Source organism: Cobetia sp. UIB-001 (assembly GCF_044789135.1).
GTDB classification, from domain to species: Bacteria; Pseudomonadota; Gammaproteobacteria; order Pseudomonadales; family Halomonadaceae; genus Cobetia; species Cobetia amphilecti.
The window spans coordinates 3,931,935-3,955,918 of the sequence record NZ_CP058244.1; the positions used below are offsets into that span (position 1 = coordinate 3,931,935).

Consider the following 23,984-nt stretch of genomic DNA (forward strand, 5'->3'; position numbering starts at 1 on the left):
CGGCCGTGCCGGACTCGAGTCTGTCTTCTGGGGCCCACCATCACCAGCACCGACCTCCTCCTTCGGCACCGGTATTCATGTCCTGGTCCATCCACAGCACGCCGCAGTCATCATTGAGCTGTGCCCCTTGAGGCGTCGCCTGCAGGACGAAGGACGAGGCAGACAGACTGCGATACGTGATCAGGTAGCGAAGATTGCCACCGCCGTCCTCTATACGGCTGACGCCATCCGTCGGCTGGTCATCATCCCCCACGGGCGCCTCGGAGAAATTCTGGTAGTAGAAGCCATGCAGCTGTCTGGCCTGCTGCCCCAGTGCCTGCTGGGCATGCGAGCGCCAGCTGCGCTCCACATAACCGAGATAGGAGGGAATGGCGACCGCCGCCAGAATGCCGATGATCGCGACCACCATCATCATCTCGATCAGGGTGAAGCCCTTGGCCCGACGCCTGCCAGCTGCCCCGCGCCCCGGTCTCGGCTTGCGGCGTGCACCTGCACTGCTGACACCGGTGACCGAGAACAGTCGTGGCATGGGGAATTCTCCAGAGTACGAACCATACCTCTATTATGTATCATTTTGGTAACTGCGTATTACATTTTTTTTCAATACGCACCAGATTGATCAACGATCGTGCTCAAGAATGCCGTTGCTTATACAAGAAACTGCTGAATTGAATGGCAAAATGCGAATGGCGCGCATAAAAAAGCCGCGACAGGGTCGCGGCTTCTTCACTGGCAGAAACTTACAAGGCGTTACAGCTCGCGGATCTGATCCGAGGCGATCAAGCGCTCCTTGAGCTCCTTGGGCATGGAGAAGACGATGTTTTCCTCCTGGCCCTCGAGCTCCTCGGGCGCCGAGGCTCCCAGCGCCATCAGACGATCGATCACGCCCTGCACCAGCACTTCGGGGGCACTGGCCCCGGCGGTGATACCGATGCTGCCGATACCCTCGAGCCAGCTGGCCTCGATCTGCTGCGCATCGTCGATCAACCAGGCGGGAGTCTGCATGCGCTCGGCCAGTTCGCGCAGGCGATTGGAGTTGGAGCTGTTGGGGCTGCCGACCACCAGCACCACATCGCAGGCTTCTGCCAGCATGCGCACGGCGTCCTGACGATTCTGGGTCGCGTAGCAGATGTCATCCTTGCGCGGACCCTGAATCGCCGGGAAGCGTTCGCGCAGCGCGTCGATCACGCGCGCCGTATCATCCATCGAGAGCGTGGTCTGGGTGACGAAGGCCAGCTGCTCCGGGTCCTTGACCTCCAGACGCGCCACATCGGACTCGTCTTCCACCAGATGGATGGTGCCACCCTTGGTAGTGTCATAGCGGCCCATGGTGCCCTCGACCTCCGGGTGGCCCTCATGACCGATCAGCACGCAATCCTGGCCCTTGCGCGCATAGCGCAGGACTTCCATGTGCACCTTGGTCACCAGCGGACAGGTGGCATCGAAGACCTTGAGGTTGCGACGCTCGGCCTCTTCCTGCACGGCACGCGAGACACCGTGCGCCGAGAAGATGACGATGACGTCATCCGGCACTTCGTGCAGTTCCTCGACGAAGATGGCGCCGCGCTCCTTGAGAGAGTCGACCACGAAACGGTTGTGCACCACCTCGTGACGCACGTAGATCGGCGGCCCGAACACGTCGAGCGCCCCGTTGACGATATCGATGGCGCGATCCACTCCGGCGCAGAAACCGCGCGGGTTGGCCAGCTTGATCTGCATGACAGGCTCCGCTTGATGGCGAGGTACGCTCACGGGGAGCGCACCTCTGGAAAGAAGACTCAGTGCGTGGTCGCGGGAGCGACTGACAGTACCTCGACCTCGAAGGTCAGGGTACGCCCGGCCAGCGGGTGATTGAAGTCGACCTTGACGTCACGCTCATCAATCTCGCGGATGATGCCCGGCAGCTCCGAACCCGACGGCTCGGCGAAGGACATCACCATGCCGACCTCGATCTCTTCATCGAAGCTCTTGCGCGCCACGGTCTGGACGTTCTGCGGATTGTGCTGACCGAAGGCATGCTCCGGGGTGATCGTGAAGCTGCCGGTCTCGCCCGCCGCCATGCCCATGATCGAACGCTCGAAGCCCGGCGGCAGATTGCCGTCACCCACCTGGAAGGTGGCCGGTGTCTTGTCGAAGGTGGAGTCCACCTCGGTGCCGTCTTCCAGACGAAGACGGAAATGGAGGCTGACCTCCATGTTATCGGCGATACGATGCTCGCTCATGCTGACCTCGCTTGTGGCGCTCATTCGGAGCGGCCACGGAAAGATTCAAGAATCAGTGCCACGGCTCCCAGGCTGATGGCGACGTCCGCCACGTTGAAGGCCGGGAAGAAGGCATTGCCCCAGTGGAAGGACAGGAAGTCCACCACGTAGCCATGCACGACACGATCATAGAGATTGCCAAGCGCGCCCCCCAGCACCAGCGCGATGCCCAGCGCGGTGAAGGTCTCGTGACGCTTGAGGCGCGCAAGCCAGATGCTCAGGCCGATGGCTGCCACCACCGCAATGCCCGCAAACAACCAGCGCTGCCAGCCATCATGGCCAGCCAGAAAACTGAACGCCGCGCCGGTGTTGTGGAGCAGCGTCAGATTGAAGATCGGCAGCACTTCGTTGGCCTGACCATAGACCAGCGAACTGCTGGCCAGCCACTTGGTGGCCAGGTCCAGCACCACGATCACCAGCGACAGCCACAACCAGCGCAGCGGCGAGCGCATCGGCTCACTGCCGGCCGAGGGGGTATCCGTCGCGGGGCCTTGTGAAGAAGACGTCATGTTACCTTCCTGTCGTGAAATGAGTCTGCGACCGGCAAGACACGAACGCCGGGCCAGAGCCCGGCGTTCGATATCAGCGCTCAGCGGAGGCTGAACGATGCCGCGGTCGCATCAGCGATCAAGCGAAGTGACGCGTCTCGCCTTCGCCATCCGGCAGGTTGGTCACGCAGCGGCTGCACAGCGTCGGATGTTCCGGCAGGGTGCCGACTTCCGGACGGTGGTGCCAGCAACGCTCGCACTTGGCATTCTCGCTGACCTTGACCGCCACCTTGAGGCCGGACACTTCGGTCTCTTCTGCCTCACCGGCCGCCTCGAGAGGCGCCAGGGTCACGCCGCTGGTCAGCATCACGAAGCGCAGCTCGTCGCCGAGACTTGCCAGCAGCGTGTTGAGCTCGTCGTTGACGTAGAGAGTGACTTCCGCCGCCAGGCCATTCTTGACCAGACCGGCGTTGCGCGCGCCTTCCAGCGTCTTGTTGACCGCCTGCTTGACGTGCAGCACCTGCTCCCAGAACTCACGCCCCATGGCCGCATCATCCGCCAGAGTCGTCAGGCCGGTGTAGGCCGTCTCGAGGAAGATGGTGTCCTTGCGCGGGCCCGGGATGTTGGCGTAGATCTCTTCACCGGTGAAGGAGAGGATCGGCGCCATCCAGCGTGCCAGTGCCTCGATCACGTGATACAGCGCCGTCTGGCAGCTACGACGCGCACGCGAGTTCGGCTGCGTGGTGTACTGGCGGTCCTTGATGACATCCAGATAGAAGCCGCCCAGCTCACGCGAGCAGAAGGTCAGTACCTGCTGGTAGATGTCGAGGAAGCGGTATTCCTCGTAGGCCAGCTCGACACGTGCCTGCAGCTGGGCGGCACGATCGACCACCCACTGGTCCAGCGCCAGCATGTCGTCAAAGGCCAGCGCATCACGCTCGGGCTCGAAGCCGTTCAGATTGGACAGCAGGAAGCGCGAGGTGTTGCGGATACGACGATAGGCATCGGCGGTCCGCTTGAGGATCTCGTCCGAGACGGCCATCTCGCCGGAGTAGTCATTGGAGGACACCCACAGGCGCAGGATGTCGGCGCCGAGCTTGTCCATCACCTGCTGCGGCGCGACCACGTTGCCGACAGACTTGGACATCTTGCGACCCTGCGCATCCACGGTGAAGCCGTGAGTCAGCAGCGCCTTGTAGGGCGCGTGGCCGTCGATGGCACAGCCGGTCAGCAGTGACGAGTGGAACCAGCCACGGTGCTGGTCGGAGCCTTCCAGGTACAGGTCGGCACGCGGGCCTTGCTCGTGACCATGCGGATGCGAGCCACGCAGCACATGCCAGTGGGTCGTCCCGGAGTCGAACCACACGTCCAGCGTGTCAGTGACCTTCTCGTAGTTCTCGGCCTCATCGCCCAGCAGCTCCTGGCTGTCGAGTGACCACCAGGCATCGATGCCGTGCTCGGCGACGCGATCGGCGACCGCTTCCATCAGCGCCACGCTGTCGGGGTGCAGTTCCCCCGTCGCACGATGCAGGAACAGCGGAATCGGCACGCCCCAGTTGCGCTGACGCGAGATGCACCAGTCCGGACGGTTGGCGATCATGCTCTTCAGGCGCGCCTGACCCCAGGCCGGGATGAAGGCGGTGTCCTCGATGGCGGACAGCGCCTTGTCACGCAAAGTCACGCCGTCGGTGCCGGCAATGTCCATGCCGACGAACCACTGGGCCGTCGCGCGATAGATGACCGGCGTCTTGTGGCGCCAGCAGTGCATGTAGCTGTGGGAGATCTTCTCGTGCGCCATCAGCGCACCGAGCTCTTCCAGACGCGCGACGATGTTCGGGTTGGCCTTCCAGATGAACTGACCACCGAATTCCGGCAGGTCCGGCACGTACACGCCGTTGCCCTGCACCGGGCTTTCGATCTCGTCGAAGCTCATGCCGTAACGACGGCAGGTATGGAAGTCATCCTCGCCATAGGCCGGCGCGGAGTGGACGATACCGGTACCGGCGCCGGTCTCGACGTAGTCGGCCAGATAGACCGGCGACAGACGATCGTAGATCGGGTGACGGAAGTTGATCAGCTCCAGCGCCGCGCCGTTGACGGTCGCCAGCGTCTCGCCGCTCAGACCGAAGCGCGCCAGGCTGTCCTCGACCAGTTCCTCGGCCAGCACCAGCAGGCGCTCGCCGGTGTCGACCAGCGAGTAGACGAAGTCCGGGTGCACGTTGAGCGCCTGGTTGGCCGGAATGGTCCACGGAGTGGTGGTCCAGATCACGATCGCCGCCGGCTTGCTCAATGATTCGAGGCCGAAGGCCTTGGCCAGCGCCGCGCTATCGTCTGCCGCGAAGGCGACGTCGATGGCGTCAGAGGTCTTGTCGGCGTACTCGACTTCCGCTTCCGCCAGCGCAGAGCCGCAGTCGAAGCACCAATTGACCGGCTTCAGGCCCTTGAAGACATACCCGCCCTTGACCATCTCGGCCAGCGCACGGATCTCACCGGCTTCATTGGCGAAGTCCATGGAGCGATACGGGTTGCCCCAGTCACCGACGATACCGAGACGGATGAACTCGTGCTTCTGGCCTTCCACCTGCACGCCGGCGTATTCACGGCAGAGATGACGCGCCTTCTCGGACTCGAGGTGCTTGCCGTGGGTCGTCTCGACCTTGTGCTCGATGGGCAGACCATGACAGTCCCAACCCGGCACGTAAGGCGCGTCGAAACCCGCCATCGTCTTGGACTTGACGATGATGTCCTTGAGAATCTTGTTGACGGCATGACCGATGTGAATATTGCCGTTGGCATAGGGAGGGCCGTCGTGGAGCACGAAGCTCGGACGGCCCTTGCCTGCTTCACGCAGACGCGCGTAGAGGTCAATCTCGTTCCAGCGTGCCAGTTGGTCCGGCTCACGCTTGGGGAGATTGCCGCGCATCGGGAAGTCGGTATCGGGCAGATTCAAAGTGTGCTTGTAGTCGCTCATAGCCTTTCGGGTCAGCCGTCGTGGGGGCGGGAAGCCTGGGCTTCCCGAGCTGTGGAATCAGACACCTCAGCAGTGCCGTGTAAGGGTGCCGTCGGCGCATCCGTCATCAGTGCGCTCAGCGGACGGCTGGCCAGCGGCAGGTCAGCCATCGAGGTCATGCAATCGAGCAACGCCTGCTCATCACCGGCAGGCGTCTCGCCCGCGGCCAGCGCGAAGAAGCGCTTCGCCAGGGCGATGTCGGCGTAGATGGCGGCCTTGAGGGCTTCCAGGCCATCGAAGCGCTGCTCACCGCGCAGGAAGGCGCAGAAGCTGACGCGCATCGGCTGGCCATAGAGGTCTTCCGCGAAGTCCAGCAGATGGACTTCGAGCACCGGCCGCGGCGTGCCGACCGTCGGGCGCCAGCCGATGTTGGCCACCGCCGGACAGTCGCGGCCGTCGGCAAGGTGCGCCATCACCGCGTAGACGCCGGAGACCGCCAGCGGCGCATTCGGCAGCGGCAGGTTGGCGGTCGGCACGCCCAGCGTGCGGCCCAGCTGGCGGTCCGCGACCACGCGTCCCTGCCAGTGGTGGGCACGCCCCAGCAGCCGGGCGGCCAGCGCCATGTCGCCTGCGGCCAGCACCTCACGCACGCGGGTGCTGGAAACGCGCTCACCGGCGATCTCGAAGGTGCGGGTATGCTCCACCGCAAAGCCTTCGGCGGCGCCGATACGCTCCAGCAACGCGAAGTCTCCGGCGCGATCGCAGCCGAAGCGGAAGTCGTCACCGACCACCAGATGACGCACGCCGAGTCCATCGATGAGCACCTGCTCGATGAACTCACGTGCCGACAGCGAGCGCAGCGTCTCATTGAAGGGCAGACACAGTACGCGCTCGGCGCCATGGCTGCCCAGCAGACGCACCTTGTCCGCCAGACGCGTCAGCCGCGGCGGCGCCTTGTCACCCGCGAAGAACTCACGCGGCTGCGGCTCGAACACCACCACCGTAGCGGGCAGGCCATAGGCCGCCGCGCGCTCGCGAAGTTGCTCCAGAATCGCCTGGTGGCCGAGATGCACGCCATCGAAATTGCCGATGGTGGCCACACAGCCGCGACTGCCATCCTGCTTGCGCAGGCGGGCGAGATTGTGGAGTCCTCTGATCAAGTCCATGCGTGCATCACACAAGCCGCCGAAAGTGGTCGATTATAGCGAAGGGGCACGGCGCTGACAGCCACCGTTGCCCCGCCAGGGAGAAAACAGCTGGAACCGAGGGCCCAACCTGCGTGGCACCCGGGCAGCAGACTCAGCTCTGCATGCGGAAATGGCGCGGGCGGACACCGCACAGCCCCAACCACACCGCATAGGCCAGTACACCGCCGACGACCAGCGCTCCCATCATCGCACAGCGCTCCCACAGGCCCCAACCAAGCCAGGTGGTCCAGTCCGGTGACAGCCACATCAGGCCGCCGCCCATCAGGGCACAACCGCCGATCAGGGTCAGCGAATAGCGTCCCCAGCCGGGCTGGAAGCGCAGCACGCCGTCACGATACAGGCCACGTGCCAGCAGGCCCGCATTGAGGAAGGCCGACAGCGCCGTGGCCAGCGCGAGCCCCGCGTGCGCCAGTGGCACGATCAGCGCCAGGTTGAAGGCCATGTTGGCGACCATCGCGATGATACCGATCTTGACCGGCGTTTTCGTGTCCTGACGCGCATAGAAGCCCGGCGCCAGCACCTTGATCAACATGAAGGCCAACAGACCGAAGCTGTAGGCACGCAGGCTCTGGGCCGACATCACCACATCGTTATCGGTCATCGCGCCGTAGTGGAATAGCGTGATCAGCAGCGGTTCGGCCAGCACGCCGAGTGCCAATGCCGCCGGCACCCCGATCAACAGCACCGAGCGCAGCGCCCAGTCGAGCATCTTCTGGAAGTGCTCCAGTGATTGCTCGGCGTGGCGCTTGGAGAGCGCCGGCAGAATCACCGTCCCGATGGCGATGCCGATGATGCCCAGCGGCAGCTCGACCAGACGATCGGAGTAATAGAGCCACGACACGCTGCCGGTGACCAGGAACGAGGCCAGCACGGTATCCAGCAGCAGATTGATCTGCGAGACCGAGACACCGAACAGCGCCGGGGTCATCAACTTGAGAATGCGGCGCACGCCTTCATGGGCGAAATTCGGCCACGGCTTGGGCATCAGGCCGAGGCGCAGCAGGAACGGCACCTGGAACAGCAGCTGCACGCCACCTGCGATCAACACGCCCCAGGCCAGCGCCATGGCGGGTGTCTCGAAGCGAGGGGCCAGCAACAGCGCCGCGCCGATCAGACTCAGGTTGAGCAGCACCGGCGTGATGGCCGGCACCGCAAAGCGATTCCAGGTATTGAGCACGCTGCCCGCGAAGGCGGTCAGCGAGATCAGCAGCAGATACGGGAAGGTCAGGCGCAGCATGTCGCCGGTCAGCGCCAGCTTGCCGGCATCGTCACCGAACCCGGGCGCGAAGACCCACACCAGCCAGGGCGCACACAGCATCGCAAGCGCGGTGATCAACGCGAGTATGACGCCAAGACTGCCACTGACGGCGTCCAGCAACTCGCGGACCTCTTCCCGCGTCCGGCGAGTCGCATACTCCGACAGCACCGGAATGAAGGCCTGGTTGAAGGCACCCTCGGCAAACAGGCGGCGCATGAAGTTGGGGATCTTGAAGGCGACGAAGAAGGCGTCCGCCCCGCTGCCGGCGCCCAGCAGGGATGCGATGGTCACATCGCGCGCCAGTCCCAGCACGCGCGACAGCATCGTCATCACACTGACGATCAACCCGGAGCGCAACAGACCACCCCGCACCGGCAGGCTGTCGCCCGAGCGGGTCTCGCCCTGGGCACTCGCCTGTGAAGCGGACTGCGCGGCGGCCTCGGCCTTGCCGTCTTCTCCCCTGACTTCCTTCTCGCCTGCGGGCGACTCATCCTGCGGCTTGCTCACCCTGACACCCCTCTCGCTTCCCTGACCTGATACCGATGTCATCCACTCGACAGACAGACACAAAAAAACCGGCCGAAGCCGGTTTTTTCACACTCACACGTCTTAGACAGCCAGTGCCTTGACGCGAGTGTTCAGACGGCTCTTCAGACGAGCGGCCTTCTTCTTGGACAGAATGTCCTTGTCGGCGTAACGGTCGAGGACCTTCTGCGCGACATTGAAAGCGGCCATGGAAGCAGCGTGATCGCCAGTCTTGACGGTCTTCAGCACGTTCTTGATGCTGGTACGCACGGCGGAACGCTGTGCGGAGTTGTGCTGACGACGAACTTCAGCCTGACGAGCGCGCTTACGTGCTTGCTTGGAATTTGCCACTTTGATGCTCCTTATGAGTCCACCCGTAGGCGCGTACTCATGAACTTGAATTTGGAAGACGTTGTCGCACCGCGACAGCGAGTCCGATCATCTCTCGCCTTTCGACACTGAAGTGAAGACTTTCGAGAAATCAGCGACTTGACGTGGAAGCCCCGTCAAACCTTCGCCATCGGGGCGGACCAGCACCCGACAGGACGGCAGAGTCTAGCATGACCCGAGCGCATATCGCCAGTCTGAGCTTGCCTGCGCCGGCCCCAGGCACAGAGCCAGGAAGCAGGCCTCATGGGTGCTACAGCACGATGAGGTTGTCGCGGTGGATCAGTTCCGGCGCCTCGATATAGCCCAGCGTCGCCTCGATCTGATGGCTGGGCAGGCCGAGAATCCGCCCGGCATCTTCGGCGCTGTAATTCACCAGCCCCTTGGCGATGCGCTGGCCGGATTCATCGACACACTGCACCAGATCACCGCGCTTGAAGGCGCCCTCGATCTTCCTGACACCCACCGGCAACAGGCTGGAGCCACGCGTGGTCAACACATTGACGGCGCCGGCATCCAGCGTCAGGGTGCCGCGCACCTGCAGCTGCCCCGCGATCCAGCGCTTGCGCGCCGCGATCGGCGCATGCTCCGGCAAGAGGAGCGTGCCGAAGCGCTCACCGGAAGCCAGCCGGGTGATGACCTCGGGCTGACGACCAGAGGCGATCACGGTCAATGCGCCACTGCGCGCCGCCAGACGCGCCGCGCGCACCTTGGTCGCCATGCCGCCACGCCCGAGCACGCCGCCACCGCCGGCCACCTTGACCAGTATCGGGTCATCGGCCTGGGCTTCCTCGATCAGGCTGGCCGCCGGGTCATGACGCGGGTCGGCATCATAGAGGCCTTCCTGATCGGTGAGCAGCAACAGCGCATCGGCCTCGAGCAGGTTGGCGACCAGCGCGCCGAGGGTGTCGTTGTCGCCGAAGCGGATCTCGTCGGTGACCACGGTGTCGTTCTCGTTGATCACCGGCACCACCCGCAGGTCGACCAGGGTGCGCAGCGCCGAGCGTGCATTCAGGTAGCGCTTGCGGTTGGAGAGGTCATCGTGGGTCAGCAGAATCTGCGCCGTGGTCAGGCCATGACGATGGAAATGCTCTTCATAGCACTGGGTCAGACCGTTCTGACCGACCGCCGCTGCCGCCTGCAGCTCATGTACGCCGCTGGGGCGAGCCGACCAACCCAGCCGCGACATGCCGACCGCGATCGCCCCGGAGGACACCACGATCACCTCGACACCCCGCGCGTGCAGTGCCGCGATCTGATCGACCCAACGGCCGATGCCGGCATCATCCAGCCCGCGGCCGTCATCGGTCAGCAGCGCACTGCCGATCTTGACCACCACGCGTCGTGCATTGGCCAAGGCCTCGCGCCCCGTCTGAGTACCCAGTTCCGCCACTTCCGCCACCTTCTGCTCCGACACCGCGCTCTCTCCTGTCATGTAATCCCTCGCCCGGCAGGCTCTGCCTCCCTGCTTGCCATTGTCTGCTCCCGCCAGCCCGCTGTCATCACTCCTCGCCGGCCCCGACAACGAAAACGCCCCGCCGCGAGACCATGAGGTTCGGGGCGGGGCGTGAATCGCGAAGCGGGTCGCTCGTCACTCAGTGGCTGCCACGCAGGACAGCCACCGGACGAACTGAGACCTCAGGGCGCGTATTCGACTTCGACGTCGTAATCGTCGTCATTGAAGTCGTCATCGTCCTCTTCTTCGTCATCCTTCTTGCGCTTGCGACGTGTCAGGCGCTCTTCAGCGCGCTCCAGCGACTCGTTCTCCATGCGCGCCAGCAGGGCGGCATGTGCCTCGGCAGCTTCCGGATCTTCCGCCAGCTGCAGGCGTTGCTCGCCCAGCCAGCGGTGAGCGGCCTGTACCAGCTCCTGAGTGCCGATACCGCTGGCCGCGGAGACGACGAACAGCTCGCCCTCCCAGCCCAGGCGCTCGACGAGGTCCTTGACCATCGCGTCGCGATCGTCCTCGGGCAGCAGGTCGATCTTGTTGATCACCAGCCAGCGCGGCAGCTCCGTCAGTGCCGCGGAGAAGTTCTTGAGCTCCTTGAGGATCGCCTCGACCGCATAGGCCGGGTCGCTCTCGTCAAAGGGCGCAATATCCACCACGTGCAGCAACAGGCGCGTACGCGTCAGGTGCTTGAGGAAGCGCAGACCCAGGCCAGCGCCGTCAGCAGCGCCTTCGATCAGACCGGGGATATCGGCCATCACGAAGTGCTGGTGGCTACCGATCTTCACGACACCGAGGTTCGGCACCAGGGTGGTGAACGGGTAGTTGGCGACCTTGGGCTTGGCGGCGGAGACGGCGCGGATCAGCGTCGACTTGCCGGCATTCGGCATGCCGAGCAGACCGACATCTGCCATCACCTTCATCTCGAAGCGCAGGTTGCGACGCTCGCCCCAGGTTCCCTTGGAGGTCTGGCGCGGCGCGCGGTTGGTCGAGGACTTGAAGTGGATGTTACCCAGACCACGACGCCCGCCCTGCGCGACCAGCAACAGCTGACCGATTTCCGTCACGTCACCGATGATCTCGAGGGTTTCCTCGTCGATCACGGTGGTGCCGACCGGCACCTTGACGATCAGATCCTCGCCCGCCTTGCCTGCCATCTGGCGGCCTTGACCGGCATCGCCGCTCTCCGCCTGATAGTAGCGCTGGAACTTGAAGTCGATCAGGGTATTGAGCGAGTCATCCCCGATCAGGTACACACTGCCGCCGTGCCCGCCGTCGCCCCCATCGGGACCACCGCGCGGCACGTATTTTTCACGGCGAAAACTCAGGCAACCATTGCCGCCACGTCCGGCCTCTACAATGATCGACGCTTCATCAAGGAACTGCATGCTGCTCTCTCCTGACGACGACCCGGGCCGTCATGCGACAAAAAAGCCCCGCCTGAGCGGGGCTTCCTTGCAGACTGCCATGCGACACCGGGGCATCGAGCAGTCTGCGTAAGCTGTCAGACGTTTCAGGCAGAAACGATGCTGACGAACTTGCGGTTCTTCGGACCCTTGGTCTCGAACTTCACGTGGCCGTCGGCCAGCGCGAAGAGAGTGTGGTCCTTGCCGATGCCGACGCCAGTACCAGCGTGGAAACGGGTGCCGCGCTGACGCACGATGATGTTGCCGGCGATAGCCGCTTGGCCACCGAACAGCTTCACACCAAGGCGCTTGGATTCAGAATCGCGACCGTTGCGGGTAGAGCCCGCCGCCTTCTTATGTGCCATTGGATAATTCTCCTATGGTGGGTAGCGCTGCAATTAAGCAGAGATACCAGTGATCTTGACTTCGGTGAACCACTGACGGTGGCCCGCACGACGCATGGAGTGCTTCCGGCGACGGAACTTGATGATGGTGACCTTGTCGCCACGGCCGTGAGACACGACCTCGGCAGAAACCTTGGCACCTTCAACCAGCGGAGCGCCGACCTTGATGTCGTCGCCTTCAGCAACCATCAGGACTTCGTCAAACTGGATAGCTTCGCCAGTCGCGACTTCAAGCTTCTCGAGCTTCAGGGTCTGGCCTTCCTGAACGCGGTACTGCTTGCCACCGCTCTTGATAACTGCGTACATGATTCTCTCCATCGGACTCATCAAGGGTGTGCTCTTGGGTGGCCTGCTGCGAGTGGCGCCCCTTCTGGAGCCATCTGACAGGGAGCGGGATGAGTCACGGCCGCGTATTATAGCGCCACGTGCCGCGACCGACAAGCAATGTCAAGGTTTACGCGACCAATCGGCCGCCAGCCAGCGTCCTTGCGCGGGTGCACGCCTTGACGGCCATAGGGGTGCCCCATAGCATTACCGCCAAACGGCACGCCACGGCGGCCTCACCTCTCGCTACGGGCACGACGATCTCATGCAAGCCGACGCATCGACCCTTCACGCGGCAGTGGCAGATGACTTCGCCGCCGTCGACCGCACCATCCTCGCGCAGCTCGAGTCGCGCGTGCCGCTGGTCCAGACCATCGGTCAGTACATCATCCAGAGTGGTGGCAAACGCCTGCGCCCGGTGCTGGTGCTGCTGGCAGCCCGCGCGCTGGGCTATCAAGGCGAGAAACACGTTCATCTGGCCGCGCTGATCGAATTCATGCACACCTCGACCCTGCTGCACGATGATGTCGTGGATGAATCCAGCCTGCGGCGTGGCCGCTCCACCGCCAATGACACCTGGGGCAATGCGCCTTCGGTACTGGTCGGTGACTTCCTCTATTCACGCTCCTTCCAGATGATGGTCGAAGTCGGCTCGATGGACGTGATGGCGATTCTCTCCGCTGCCACCTGCACCATCGCCGAGGGCGAAGTCCTGCAGCTGACCAATATCGGCAATGCCGACATTGATGAAGCCGCCTACTTCGAGACCATCCACGGCAAGACCGCCATGCTGTTCGAGGCGGCCGCACATGCCGGCGCGATTCTGGCCAGGGAAACCGACGACACCGTCACCCCGGCACAGGTCAGCGCTCTGCAGAACTATGGCCGCTACCTGGGCCTCGCCTTCCAGCTGATCGATGATCTGCTCGACTATCAGGGCGATGCCGAGACCATGGGCAAGAACGTCGGTGATGACCTGGCCGAAGGCAAGCCGACCCTGCCGTTGATTCGCGCCATGCAGGTCGGCAGCCCGGCGCAGGCCAGTCTGGTGCGCGGCGCCATCGAGAAAGGTGGGCTGGAGCAGCTCGACGAGGTACTGGAAGTGGTGCGCCTCACGGGCGGCCTCGACTATACCCGCAGCCGCGCCCAGGAAATGGCCGACAACGCCCTGAACGAGCTCAAGGCGCTGCCGGAGAGCGAATTCCGCGACAGCCTCGAGCGCATCGCGCTGTTGAGCGTCGGCCGCCAGGCCTGATCGCCGCATGACGATGGCCTGCCTGGCAGGTCGTCAGTCAGTGGGTCCGTCAGTCCATCATGACAGCAGAAAACCGCCGCCAGCGTGGCGAGAAGCGCCGGCAGGATGAGGTGAAGAGAAGCGCGCTTCTCGACAGCGGAATTGCCCCTTGAGACTCAGATAAAACTTTTTGGCCTCAAGGGCTTGCAAAGCAAAGCTGCCTGCGTATAATTCACCTCCGTCGAGACAAGCTCACGACGCATCGGAGTATAGCTCAGCTTGGTAGAGCGCTGCCTTCGGGAGGCAGAGGTCGTAGGTTCGAATCCTGCTACTCCGACCAGACATATGAAAAAGCCGCTGATCACTGATCAGCGGCTTTTTTGATGCTGGAAGGTTTTTCCTGCCTCACAAGCCTACTTCTGCTTGCTCGCGTCTGCGACGCACTCCCCAACGCGCTACATCCCTCAGGGTGCCCCATGCACACACTGCGTGTTGCCTTGCTGTGCCTGCTGCTGACCTCACTGCTCTCCGCCTGCGCCAGCCCACGTGCGCAATGGGAAAAGCCCGGCGCCAACAGCACACAAGCCCACAATACCTATGCGGGCTGCCAGTACGAGCTTGGCCTGACCGACAAGTCCGCCAACGAGAAGCAGACACTGCTGAAATACTGCATGGAGCGCGACGGCTACCGCCTGCAGAGTTACTGATTCATAGCGCGCACTGAGCCATATCGAGCGGCGAGTCAGTCGGACATCCAGCTGTCACTCGCCTTGCGGGCCCGCTCGCGACCAGCACGTTCACGGTCGCGGCGGGCCTTTTGCTTGAGATAGTAACTGCGCAGCGCAAGCCCGAGGCCAAAGGCCAGCATCAGGGCGAACACCAGCCCCTGCCAAGGCCGGGCGGCATCGCCAAGCCAGGTCTCCAGCGCGACGATGGCGATCAGGCCGCTGGCCTGACTGGCAACGGCGATCGCACGGCTACGGTCATAATGATGTGACAGCATGGGGATATCCTTGCAGCGTCCTCGACGGCAGAGCAATGCTCAGCGCGAGGCGTGGATGTCGAAGTCCGTCGATTATCGCATACTCGAGCCTCGCGACTGCAGCGCCTGCCGAGCGCTTGCCAAGCGCTTGCCACATACAGGCCGACAGGCATTGCTGCCCTGAACGCTCCCCGGACACCGCCAGAGGATAACCGCATGGATGCCATCGCCCTGGGCCCTGCCCTGATTTCCGTCGAACGCCTCTATGCCTTCGTGGCAGCCCTGGTGATGCTGATCGAGTTCTCGCTGCTGATTCGTCTGCTGGCACGCATGCACGCCAGGGGCACAACCGCGCCCGCTCACGATTCTCCCCCGCTGAGCCCCTCGCGCTGGTTCAATCGCATGCTGGTCAGCTGGGTGATCGGTGCGCGCCTCACTCATGTCGCGCTGCACTGGGCAAGTTATCAGCAGGCACCACTGGATATCCTCAAGCTGTGGCAACCGGGCTACCACCTGTTCGGCGGCATGCTGGCCGCGACCCTGGCCAGCCTGTGGCTGCTGCGCCGGCATGGCGCGATTCGCCAGGTCATCGCGCTGGGCAGTCTGACCCTGGGGTTGACCGCCTTCCTCGGCCTCAAGCAACTCGACCCGCTGGGCAACGACTCCGCCATCGAGGCGATGCCTGCCATCACCCTCAATCATCTGGATCGCCGCCCCGTCGCGCTGAATGATATCCAAGACGAGCGCGTGATCGTCAATCTATGGGCCACCTGGTGCCCGCCCTGCCGGCGCGAGATGCCACTGCTGGCAGAGGCTGATCAGAGACCCGGCGTCACCGTGGTACTGGCCAATCAGGGCGAGCAGGCACTGGCGGTGACCCGCTTTCTGCAAAGCGAACAGCTGACGCTCGAGTACGCGCTGCTCGACCCCGCCATGCAACTGATGGCGCTGGCCGAGGCGCAGGGACTGCCCGCGACCCTCGTCTTCGATGGCGACGGACAGCTGATCGAGCGTCATATCGGCGAGCTGAGCCGCGCCCAGCTGGACGCCCTGCTACCGGCGTCACGGCCATAGTGCGACACCCTGGTGGCCTCGCTCGGTGCGACAAAGACGCTCGCCGCAAGAAAAGGCGCTTAAGCCACGGCGTCTGATCCGGTAAGATACCGCGCCCCTGTATTCCCGATTCCCGTCTTTGTCCTACCCCGAGGCTTCATGAGCGACTTCATTCCCGGTCAGCGCTGGATCAGTGACGGCGAGGCTGATCTCGGCCTTGGCACCATCCTCAATGTCGACTTCCGCACCGTCACCGTGCTCTTTGCCGCCAGCGAAGAAACCCGCACCTACAGTCTGCGCGAAGCGCCCCTTACCCGGGTGGCCTTCGGCAATGGCGACCGCATCCAGTCCGACGATGGCGAATGGCTGATCGTCGATGACTTCAAGGAAGTGCGCGGCCAGATCGTCTACATCTGTGAGCGCAGCGGCGAGCATGCCGGCGAGCTCATCGAGCTTCCCGAAGCCCGCCTGAACGACAAGATGCAGTTCAATCAGGCGCGTGATCGCCTGCTGACCGGCCAGGTCGACCGCAATGACTGGTTCGACCTGCGCTACCGCACCCTGCGCCACTTCCATCGTGTCGAGCAGAGCCCGGCGCTGGGCCTGTCCGGCCCCAAGGTCGATCTGGTGCCGCACCAGCTCTACATCGCCGATGAAGTCTCGCGCCGTCACGCACCGCGGGTACTGCTGGCCGATGAAGTCGGCCTCGGCAAGACCATCGAAGCCGGCCTGATCCTGCACCGCCTGCTGCTCAGCGGCCGCGCCAGCCGAGCGCTGATCCTGGTACCGGCGAGCCTGACTCACCAGTGGCTGGTCGAGATGCTGCGCCGCTTCGCGCTGGATGTCTCGCTGCTCGACGAGGAGCAGTGCAAGGCCTACGGCACGCGCAACCCCTTCGAAGGCAACCAGATCATTCTGGCCAGCCAGGACTGGCTGTTCGCCAACCCGTCGCGTCAGGTCCAGGCTGCCGCCTGCGACTGGGACATGCTGATCGTCGATGAGGCCCACCACCTCGACTGGAGCGAAGACAAGGTCGGCCCGGGCTACGCCTGTGTCGAATCCCTCGCTCGCCAGACCGCCGGGGTGCTGCTGCTGACCGCCACACCGGAGCAGATGGGTCTCGAGAGCCATTTCGCGCGCCTGCGCCTGCTTGACCCGGAGCGCTACCACGACATCGAGCGCTTCAAGGCCGAGGAACAGGGCTATGTGGCCGTCGCCAGCGCCATCGATGCCCTGGAAGCGCTGCCCGCCGACCAGTCCGGTCTCGACAGCCTCGCCAGCGTGCTGGATGACAGCGACAGCCGCGCCCTGCTCGACACCCTGATGGACAGCGATGCCGACGATGCCCAGCGCGACAGCGCGCGTCGACAGCTGCGCGACCAGCTGCTCGACCGCCACGGCACCGGCCGCGTGATGTTCCGCAACTCACGCACCCATGTCGCCGGCTTCCCCGAGCGTCGCCTGCACGTCCACGAGCTGGAGCTGCCCTCCTCCTACCGTCGCGTGGTGCGCAAGCTGGAGCGTGACGAGGACTATCTCGATGACCTGCTGATCGAGACCGGCATGAACCACCCCGAGGTGGTGCTGTTCCTCGACGAGATGTATCGCGCCCTGCCCGATGACCGCATGAACGCGGAACCCTGGTGGCAGATCGACCCGCGCGTCATGTGGCTGCTGGAAACCCTGACCGACCTCGGCAACGAGAAGGCACTGGTGATCTGTCATACCGCCGATACCGCGCGTGAGCTGTCCGAAGGCCTGCGCGTGCTGGGCGGCGTGCATGCGCCGGTCTTCCATGAGGGCATGAGCCTGGTCGAGCGCGACCGTGCCGCCGCGGCCTTCGCCTCCGAAGAGGAAGGCGTGCAGCTGCTGGTGTGCTCGGAAATCGGCTCGGAAGGTCGCAACTTCCAGTTCTGTCACCACCTGGTGATGTTCGACCTGCCGGTACACCCGGACCAGCTCGAACAGCGCATCGGGCGCCTGGATCGCATCGGTCAGCAGTTCCCGATCGAGATCCACGTGCCGGTCTTCGAAGGCTCGCCGGGTGCCCAGCTGCTGCGCTGGTACCGTGACGGCATGGACGCCTTCAGCGCGCCGCACGGCATCGGCAGCGAGCTCTACGCCCAGTTCGGCGACGAGCTGGAAGAAGCCCTGCTCGACAGCGAAGAGATCGACAGCATCATCGAGCAGACCCGCGAGCGCTTCGACGCCCTGCAGGAAGAGCGTCAGTCCGGCCGCAACCGCCTGCTGGAACTCAATGCCTGCCGTCACGAGCGCGCCGAGGAAGTCATCGCCGCCATCGAGACGCTGGACAATGACAAGGCGCTGCCCGGCTATCTGGAGCGCGCCTTCGACATCTTCGGCATCGAGAGCCGGGACCTCGGCGACGGCATCACCTATCTGGCACCGGGCCCGCACATGCTCGATGGCCTGCCGGGGCTGGTGAAGGGCGAGGAAGGCTTCAGCGTCACCAGTGACCGCGCCACCGCGCTGTCACGCGAAGACGTGCAGCACCTGTCGTGGGAGCACCCGCTGGTACGCGAGATGCTGGTCCGCATCCTGGACGGCTCGATGGGCAACACCGCGCTGGCGCTGCTCAAGCACCCGGCGATTCCCGGTGGCCGCCTGATGACGGAAGTGGTGTTCCGCACCCAGTCCACCGCGCCGCGCGGCCTGCGTCTGGGCCGCTTCCTGCCGCCGACCGCCATCCGTGTGCTGTTGGATGAAACCGGCAGCAACCTGTCCGACAAGGTGTCCTTCGGCGGACTGGCCAAGAACCTCAAGCCGGTCAAGAAGGCGGTCGCGCGCGACCTGATCAAGCAGAGCCACGCCACGCTGCGCAAGCTGATGAGCGATGCCGAGCAGGAAGCCGAGCGCGAACTGCCGACCATCGTCGAGCAGGCCCAGCAGCAGATGCGCGAGCAGCTCAGTGCCGAACTGGCGCGCCTGGAAGCCCTGGCCAGCCACAACCCGGCCGTGCGCGAGGAAGAGCTCGAAGCGCTGCGTCAGGAACGTGCCGCGCTGGATGGCGCCATCGAGACCACCCGTCTGCGTCTGGACAGCGTGCGCGTCATCGTCACCGTGGATGCCCACGAGCGTTGAGCTGACCGCAGGCGTCAGTGATGAACCTGAAACGCCCCACCTGCCATCGGCAGGTGGGGCGTTTTGCCGTGTGCGCCAGCGACAATGGCCCGCTGGACTTGCCAGATCGACCAGCGGCCGCGACGATGCCATCGCTTGCGTGCCACGATTCGCGGCCCATCACGTACGCTTTATCACTTCCGCTTCACCCCTATCGTTTCATCCTATCGTTTCATTACTACAGAGCACCCTCATGGCGAGATCATATCCAGAGAGCGACGAGGCAGCGTCAGGGCAGAGCTGGCAGGGAGAGCGCCTGGCCGAGGAAGGCGAGCGTGTCGCGAAGGTGGGGCTGTCGCTGCTGGCCGCAGGCGATGATTGGTGGGCCATCGACAAGCCGGCCGAGCTGCCCTCGGTGCCGGGGCGTGATCCCTCGCGCTTCGACAGTGTCCATTCGCGCCTGTGCCAGCTGAGCGACGACACCCGCGCCGTGCACCGTCTGGATGTGGCAACTTCCGGTGTGCTGCTGGTGGCGCGCAACGTCGAGGGCCAGCGGCGGCTGTCGCGGCTCTTCCAGTCGCGCACCATCGAGAAACGCTACCTGGCCGTGGTGGCAGGTCATCTAACGCCCACCGAGGGCAGCATCGCCCTGCCGCTGCGCTGTGACTGGCCACGCCGCCCGCGTCAGATCGTCGACTTCACGCATGGCAAGTCGGCACTGACGCATTATCGGGTCGAGCAGCATCTGACGCTCGAAGGCCAGCGCCCGGATGGTACGCCTCAGACCCTCGCCGCCAGTCGTGTAGCGCTGACACCGCATACCGGGCGCTCACACCAGCTACGCCTGCATATGCTGGCGCTCGGCCATCCGATCATCGGCGATGGCTTCTATGCGCGCGGAGCGGCACTCAATGCCAGCCCGCGCCTGTTGCTGCATGCGGCGCGCCTGATGATTCCGCCAGCCAGCGACAGCGATGCGCCGCCACTGGTACTGGAAGCGCCGCTGCCCTTCTAGCGGCGCCTTGCTGCCAAGGCTCACTTGCGTGACAGGATATCGGCGAAGGTCACGTCGAGGGTCGGGTAGTCGAAGGTGAAGCCGGCAGCCAGCAGACGCGCCGGCACCATGCGGGCGCCTTCCAGCAGCAGGGTACTCATTTCCCCCAGCCCCAGCTCAAGCGCCTTGGCCGGCAGCGGCAGGATCGCCGGACGCCCCAAACCGCGAGCCAGAGCATGGGTGAAGCCCATGTTGGTGACCGGATGCGGCGCGCTGGCATTGAAGGCACCGCTGAGACTGTCATCCGCCAGCAGACGCTCGATGATGCGAATCATGTCGTGGCGGTGAATCCACGGCATGTAATGGCGCCCATCACCCAGCCGTCCTCCGAGCCCGAGCTTGAAGGGCGTCAGCAGCTTGGCCAGCGTACCGCCATCGGCCTCCATCACCAGGCCAGTGCGGATGATGGCCAGTCGCACGCCGTATTCGGTGACGGGCATGGCAGCCGCTTCCCAGTCGCGACACAGGCGATGATTGAAATCGTCGTGGGGCGTCGCCTGCTCGTCGATCTCGACATCGTCCGGCTCGCCCGCCTTGGGCTGTGCGCCGTAATAGCCCATCGCCGAGCCGGACACCATCACCTGCGGCGGATGGCCTTCGGCGGCCAACTGCTGACACAGCATCACCAGATGCTCGGTGGTCTCCAGCCGCGAACGGCGCAGCTCACGCTTGTGGTCCTCACTCCAACGCCGCCCGGCTATCGACTCCCCCGCCAGATTGACGATGCCCTCAGGCTGCCAATCCTTGAAGGCCAGTGACGAATCCGCCGCGACCACCGTCAGCCCCAGGTCGGCAAACTGGCGCTCAGCACGCTCCGGGCGGCGCGATACGACCGCCAGCGAGTGGCCCGCAGCGGCCAGTGACTGACACAGCGCCTGGCCGACGAACCCCGTTGCACCTGTTATCAATATTCGCATGTTGCCCTCCTCGGCGATGAAGCATCGAGTGTGCCGACTTCCGCCATAAATCTATACTCATATTGTACAATTATGCGCAAGAAGTTAACTTTAGCGTATCTGCTGTCGGGTCACATGACGACCCGCCCCCCCCTGAACACCGCCCGCGCAGGAGTCGCCTCCAGATGCCAGTATCGTCCATCGCCATCATCGGTGCCGGTATCGCCGGATTGTCAGCCGCCACCCGACTGGCCGCACAGGGCCATGCGGTGACGATATTCGAGAAGGCACGCGGCCCCGGCGGACGCCTGGCCAGTCGCCGAACGAGCGAAGGCCCCATCGACATCGGCGCGCAATACTTCACGGCGCGTGATCCACGCTTCCAGTCCGCGCTCGAGCAGTGGCGGGCCGCAGGCGTCGTCGCAACTTGGGGTGAGAGGCTGTTGAGCCTCGGCAAGTCAGCGTCTGACGAGAGCCAATGGCAGCGGCTGCGCGATGATTCCACCCGCTACGTGGCCAGTCCGCGCATGAGCGCCCTGAGCCGCCACCTCAGCGAACAGCTGCCGGCCCACGCCAGCCTGCACAGCGAAACGCGCATCACGCGCCTGATCGCGGGCGATGGCACAGCGCCAGGCAAGCGCTGGCGGCTCGAAGACAGCGACGGTGATCAGCACGGCCCCTTCGATCACGTGGTGATCAGCGCACCAGCGCCGCAGGCACGCGCCCTGCTGAGCACGGCCGGCACCGACGCCCAGGGGGTGGCGCTCGCCGCGGACTCGCTTGCCCCGGCACTGAGTGAGGCGCTGGCGCAGGTGGAGATGGCGCCGACCTGGACATTGATGGCCACTCTGGAGACGCCACTACCCGCGCTGGGGGGCGACGCTGACTGGCAAGGGTTGCTGGTCAGTCGCGGTGATGATGGTCCGCTGCGCTGCGTGATGCGTCAGCATTCGCGCCCCGGCCGCCAGGCACCGACGCATGCACGGGAAACCCTGAGCCTGCTGGCGACCGCCGGCTGGAGCCGAGCGAATCTTGAGAAGTCGCCACAGGAGGTCGCGACCTTGCTGTGGCAGGCCTTCGAGGCACTGCCGGAGCTCCGTGAGCTGGCGCCGGGCTGGAGTCAGGGCAAGGTCACCCTCACGGCGCATCGCTGGCGCTACGCTCACCCGACTCAGATACTGCCGCAGACCTCAGCGGCAACCGGCCACAATGGCCATGACCAGAAGGGCTATGTCCACAATGTCTATGACCAGAAGGGCTATGGCCAAGGGTCATCCGGGCTATGGCTGGCCGGAGACGCCCTGCGTGGCCCGCGCGTCGAGGACGCCTGGCTGTCAGGACACGAGGTAGCCGAACAGCTGCTCAACACCCTCGCCGACAGCTGATACGCTGCCGCGACCCCTCATCGCTCACAGGATAGCTGCATGACTACGCCCACAGATCACGACAACGCCTTGATTCTATTGGCCCATGGGTCACGTGACCCGCGCTGGCGCGAGCCCTTCGAGGCACTGGAAGCCACACTGGCTTCCCGCCTCAAGCGCCCGACGCGTCTGGCCTATATGGAACTGTGCGATCCGCTGCTGACCGACACCATCGATGCCCTGGCGGCAGACGGTGCCGCGCGTATCGACATCCTGCCGCTGTTCTTCGCGGCCGGCCGTCATCTGCGTGAAGACGTGCCCGCCATGCTGGAAGACTCGCAGCGCCAGCACCCCGACTGCCCCATCAGTCTGCTTGACCCGGTGGGTGCACATCCGGCCTTTGTCGAGGCCTTGATCCAGATTGTGGAGCAACAGGACAACGCCTAGACGGCCGATTTCATGACGGGACCTTCGGCGTCAAAGGCGCTGTGATGCACCTTCAAAACATGCGCACCGGGGATGCGACGCAGCTTGCCTCTTGTCAGGCTCTGGCGGCTGCGCCATCCTGATGCCCACATGTACAGCTAGTGCACAAGATGCATTGCCGGTATCCCACAGCGCCCCAAGTGACGACACTTCAACTTTACCCTGTGTGTCGTCCTCACCTGTGCTTCACCCGGGATGCCTCGTCACCGCCAGAGGTAACACCATTCATGACTGACAAGGCCACGGAAACTGCCAGTTCGCCGCTGTTTCCGATCCGCGAAGTCTCTCGCCTGACCGGCGTCAATTCGGTCACGTTGAGAGCCTGGGAACGCCGCTACGGACTGATCGAGCCCCGCCGCACGCCCAAGGGGCATCGCCTGTATGCCCGCGAGGACATCGAGCGGATCGAACACATCCTGCAGTGGCTCAACCGCGGAGTACCTGTCAGCCAGGTACGCGAGCTGCTCGACCAGCCGCAGCCGGAAAGCACGCCGATGCCGGACGAAGGCAGCTGGAGTGGCCAGCAGCAGCTGGCGCTGGCCGCCATCGACGCCCAGGACGAGGCGCGCCTGGCCGAGCTGTACAACCAGAGCCTGGCGCTGTACCCGGTCAGCAGCGTGGTCGAGCGCCTGTGGCGTCCGCTGCTCGAGCAGCTCGAGGAGCGCGGTACCACCACCTTCGGCACCCGCCTGGCCCAGTGCTTCTTCGAGAGCTTCCTGCGCTCGCGCATCGGTGCCCGACTGGTGTTTGCCAATCAGGAGCGTCACGCCCCGCATATCACGCTGACTCGCCTGCCGGAAGAACCGGGCCTGAGCTGGCTGCTGCTGTTCGCGCTGGTCGCCAGCGACGCCGGCTATCACGTCAGCCTGCTGGATGGCCCACTGCCGCTGGCGGAGCTGCCGCTGGCCGCAGAGCGCCTGCAGGCACAGGCCGTGGTACTGGTCGGCACCCAGGCCGAGCGCTCGGATGTCATGCGCCGTCAGCTGCCGCGGGTCGCAGAACAATTGAGCGTGCCGCTGGCCATCGCTGGTCCGGCCGCCCAGATTCGCCAGCAGGAGCTGGTAGACGGGCCCATTGAAGGCCTGGGGGCCGACCCGATTCAGGCGGTCGCTCGCCTGAGGTCCTTGATGGCACGTTGATCGCAGGCTCCTGCTCGGCATTGGTTTCACCGATCGC

Annotated in this window: 22 protein-coding genes and 1 tRNA gene; 9 read left to right on the plus strand and 14 right to left on the minus strand. The window is 64.5% G+C overall.

Going from position 1 to position 23,984, the window contains the following annotated elements; all coding sequences use genetic code 11:
• Nucleotides 1-40: 40 nt before the first annotated feature.
• The 12 genes from HA399_RS16245 to rplU all read right to left on the minus strand — a co-directional run bounded on the left by HA399_RS16245 (nucleotide 41) and on the right by rplU (nucleotide 12,640).
• Nucleotides 41-529 carry a type IV pilin protein gene (locus HA399_RS16245; RefSeq protein WP_404325513.1) on the minus strand — a complete coding sequence of 163 codons (489 nt, stop codon included), beginning with the start codon at nucleotides 527-529 and terminating at the stop codon, nucleotides 41-43.
• A gap of 221 nt (nucleotides 530-750) precedes the next feature.
• The gene (gene ispH / locus HA399_RS16250) at nucleotides 751-1,719 is read right to left on the minus strand and encodes a 4-hydroxy-3-methylbut-2-enyl diphosphate reductase (RefSeq protein WP_404325515.1); all 969 of its coding nucleotides are present in this window, start codon (nucleotides 1,717-1,719) and stop codon (nucleotides 751-753) included.
• A gap of 59 nt (nucleotides 1,720-1,778) precedes the next feature.
• A complete protein-coding gene (fkpB, locus tag HA399_RS16255; protein WP_043335961.1) occupies nucleotides 1,779-2,222 on the minus strand; it encodes an FKBP-type peptidyl-prolyl cis-trans isomerase in 444 nt (147 codons plus the stop codon).
• Between the two features lie 20 nt (nucleotides 2,223-2,242).
• Nucleotides 2,243-2,770, minus strand: a complete 528-nt coding sequence (gene lspA, locus HA399_RS16260) for a signal peptidase II (protein ID WP_054556926.1) — start codon at nucleotides 2,768-2,770, stop codon at nucleotides 2,243-2,245.
• Nucleotides 2,771-2,888: 118 nt separating this feature from the next.
• Complete coding sequence (gene ileS / locus HA399_RS16265; protein WP_131432822.1) at nucleotides 2,889-5,720, minus strand: isoleucine--tRNA ligase; 2,832 nt, start codon at nucleotides 5,718-5,720, stop codon at nucleotides 2,889-2,891.
• An 11-nt stretch (nucleotides 5,721-5,731) separates the two neighbouring features.
• Nucleotides 5,732-6,865 carry a bifunctional riboflavin kinase/FAD synthetase gene (gene ribF, locus HA399_RS16270; protein ID WP_153636667.1) on the minus strand — a complete coding sequence of 378 codons (1,134 nt, stop codon included), beginning with the start codon at nucleotides 6,863-6,865 and terminating at the stop codon, nucleotides 5,732-5,734.
• Between the two features lie 133 nt (nucleotides 6,866-6,998).
• Nucleotides 6,999-8,495: a murein biosynthesis integral membrane protein MurJ gene (gene murJ / locus HA399_RS16275; protein ID WP_234368289.1), complete on the minus strand. Its 1,497-nt coding sequence runs from the start codon at nucleotides 8,493-8,495 to the stop codon at nucleotides 6,999-7,001.
• A gap of 279 nt (nucleotides 8,496-8,774) precedes the next feature.
• Entirely contained in the window at nucleotides 8,775-9,041 is a 267-nt protein-coding gene (gene rpsT, locus HA399_RS16280) for a 30S ribosomal protein S20 (protein WP_043335965.1), read from the minus strand.
• Between the two features lie 289 nt (nucleotides 9,042-9,330).
• A complete protein-coding gene (proB, locus tag HA399_RS16285; protein ID WP_347421813.1) occupies nucleotides 9,331-10,512 on the minus strand; it encodes a glutamate 5-kinase in 1,182 nt (393 codons plus the stop codon).
• Nucleotides 10,513-10,715: 203 nt separating this feature from the next.
• Nucleotides 10,716-11,912 carry an Obg family GTPase CgtA gene (gene cgtA, locus HA399_RS16290; protein WP_043335967.1) on the minus strand — a complete coding sequence of 399 codons (1,197 nt, stop codon included), beginning with the start codon at nucleotides 11,910-11,912 and terminating at the stop codon, nucleotides 10,716-10,718.
• Between the two features lie 125 nt (nucleotides 11,913-12,037).
• Complete coding sequence (rpmA, locus tag HA399_RS16295) at nucleotides 12,038-12,295, minus strand: 50S ribosomal protein L27 (RefSeq protein WP_043335969.1); 258 nt, start codon at nucleotides 12,293-12,295, stop codon at nucleotides 12,038-12,040.
• Nucleotides 12,296-12,328: 33 nt separating this feature from the next.
• On the minus strand, nucleotides 12,329-12,640 hold the full coding sequence (gene rplU, locus HA399_RS16300; RefSeq protein ID WP_043335971.1) for a 50S ribosomal protein L21: 312 nt from the start codon (nucleotides 12,638-12,640) through the stop codon (nucleotides 12,329-12,331).
• A gap of 283 nt (nucleotides 12,641-12,923) precedes the next feature.
• On the opposite strand from rplU, the gene ispB reads away from it, so the two are divergent.
• The 3 genes from ispB to HA399_RS16315 all read left to right on the plus strand — a co-directional run bounded on the left by ispB (nucleotide 12,924) and on the right by HA399_RS16315 (nucleotide 14,599).
• Nucleotides 12,924-13,913, plus strand: a complete 990-nt coding sequence (gene ispB, locus HA399_RS16305; RefSeq protein WP_107335841.1) for an octaprenyl diphosphate synthase — start codon at nucleotides 12,924-12,926, stop codon at nucleotides 13,911-13,913.
• Nucleotides 13,914-14,155: 242 nt separating this feature from the next.
• A tRNA-Pro gene (locus tag HA399_RS16310) sits at nucleotides 14,156-14,232 on the plus strand.
• A 136-nt stretch (nucleotides 14,233-14,368) separates the two neighbouring features.
• Nucleotides 14,369-14,599, plus strand: coding sequence for a hypothetical protein (locus HA399_RS16315; RefSeq protein ID WP_404325516.1), 231 nt, complete (start codon nucleotides 14,369-14,371; stop codon nucleotides 14,597-14,599).
• 35 nt (nucleotides 14,600-14,634) lie between these two features.
• Here the strand turns inward: HA399_RS16315 and HA399_RS16320 are convergent, their stop codons facing one another.
• Nucleotides 14,635-14,895: a hypothetical protein gene (locus HA399_RS16320; protein WP_043335981.1), complete on the minus strand. Its 261-nt coding sequence runs from the start codon at nucleotides 14,893-14,895 to the stop codon at nucleotides 14,635-14,637.
• A gap of 195 nt (nucleotides 14,896-15,090) precedes the next feature.
• On the opposite strand from HA399_RS16320, the gene HA399_RS16325 reads away from it, so the two are divergent.
• The 3 genes from HA399_RS16325 (at nucleotide 15,091) to HA399_RS16335 (ending at nucleotide 20,023) form a co-directional block, all read left to right on the plus strand.
• Complete coding sequence (locus HA399_RS16325) at nucleotides 15,091-15,948, plus strand: prolipoprotein diacylglyceryl transferase family protein (protein ID WP_404325517.1); 858 nt, start codon at nucleotides 15,091-15,093, stop codon at nucleotides 15,946-15,948.
• Between the two features lie 138 nt (nucleotides 15,949-16,086).
• Nucleotides 16,087-19,029 (plus strand): RNA polymerase-associated protein RapA, encoded by a 2,943-nt coding sequence (gene rapA / locus HA399_RS16330; RefSeq protein WP_107335838.1) that lies wholly within the window; start codon nucleotides 16,087-16,089, stop codon nucleotides 19,027-19,029.
• Between the two features lie 232 nt (nucleotides 19,030-19,261).
• A complete protein-coding gene (locus tag HA399_RS16335; protein ID WP_404325518.1) occupies nucleotides 19,262-20,023 on the plus strand; it encodes an RluA family pseudouridine synthase in 762 nt (253 codons plus the stop codon).
• 20 nt (nucleotides 20,024-20,043) lie between these two features.
• Here the strand turns inward: HA399_RS16335 and HA399_RS16340 are convergent, their stop codons facing one another.
• The gene (locus HA399_RS16340; protein WP_404325519.1) at nucleotides 20,044-20,979 is read right to left on the minus strand and encodes a TIGR01777 family oxidoreductase; all 936 of its coding nucleotides are present in this window, start codon (nucleotides 20,977-20,979) and stop codon (nucleotides 20,044-20,046) included.
• Between the two features lie 164 nt (nucleotides 20,980-21,143).
• Here HA399_RS16340 and HA399_RS16345 point away from each other — a divergent pair, with 164 nt between their 5' ends.
• From HA399_RS16345 to HA399_RS16355, 3 genes are all read left to right on the plus strand, one after another.
• The gene (locus HA399_RS16345) at nucleotides 21,144-22,343 is read left to right on the plus strand and encodes an NAD(P)/FAD-dependent oxidoreductase (protein ID WP_404325520.1); all 1,200 of its coding nucleotides are present in this window, start codon (nucleotides 21,144-21,146) and stop codon (nucleotides 22,341-22,343) included.
• A gap of 39 nt (nucleotides 22,344-22,382) precedes the next feature.
• On the plus strand, nucleotides 22,383-22,769 hold the full coding sequence (locus HA399_RS16350; protein ID WP_192839454.1) for a sirohydrochlorin chelatase: 387 nt from the start codon (nucleotides 22,383-22,385) through the stop codon (nucleotides 22,767-22,769).
• 266 nt (nucleotides 22,770-23,035) lie between these two features.
• The gene (locus HA399_RS16355; protein WP_404325522.1) at nucleotides 23,036-23,947 is read left to right on the plus strand and encodes a MerR family transcriptional regulator; all 912 of its coding nucleotides are present in this window, start codon (nucleotides 23,036-23,038) and stop codon (nucleotides 23,945-23,947) included.
• Nucleotides 23,948-23,984: the final 37 nt, after the last annotated feature.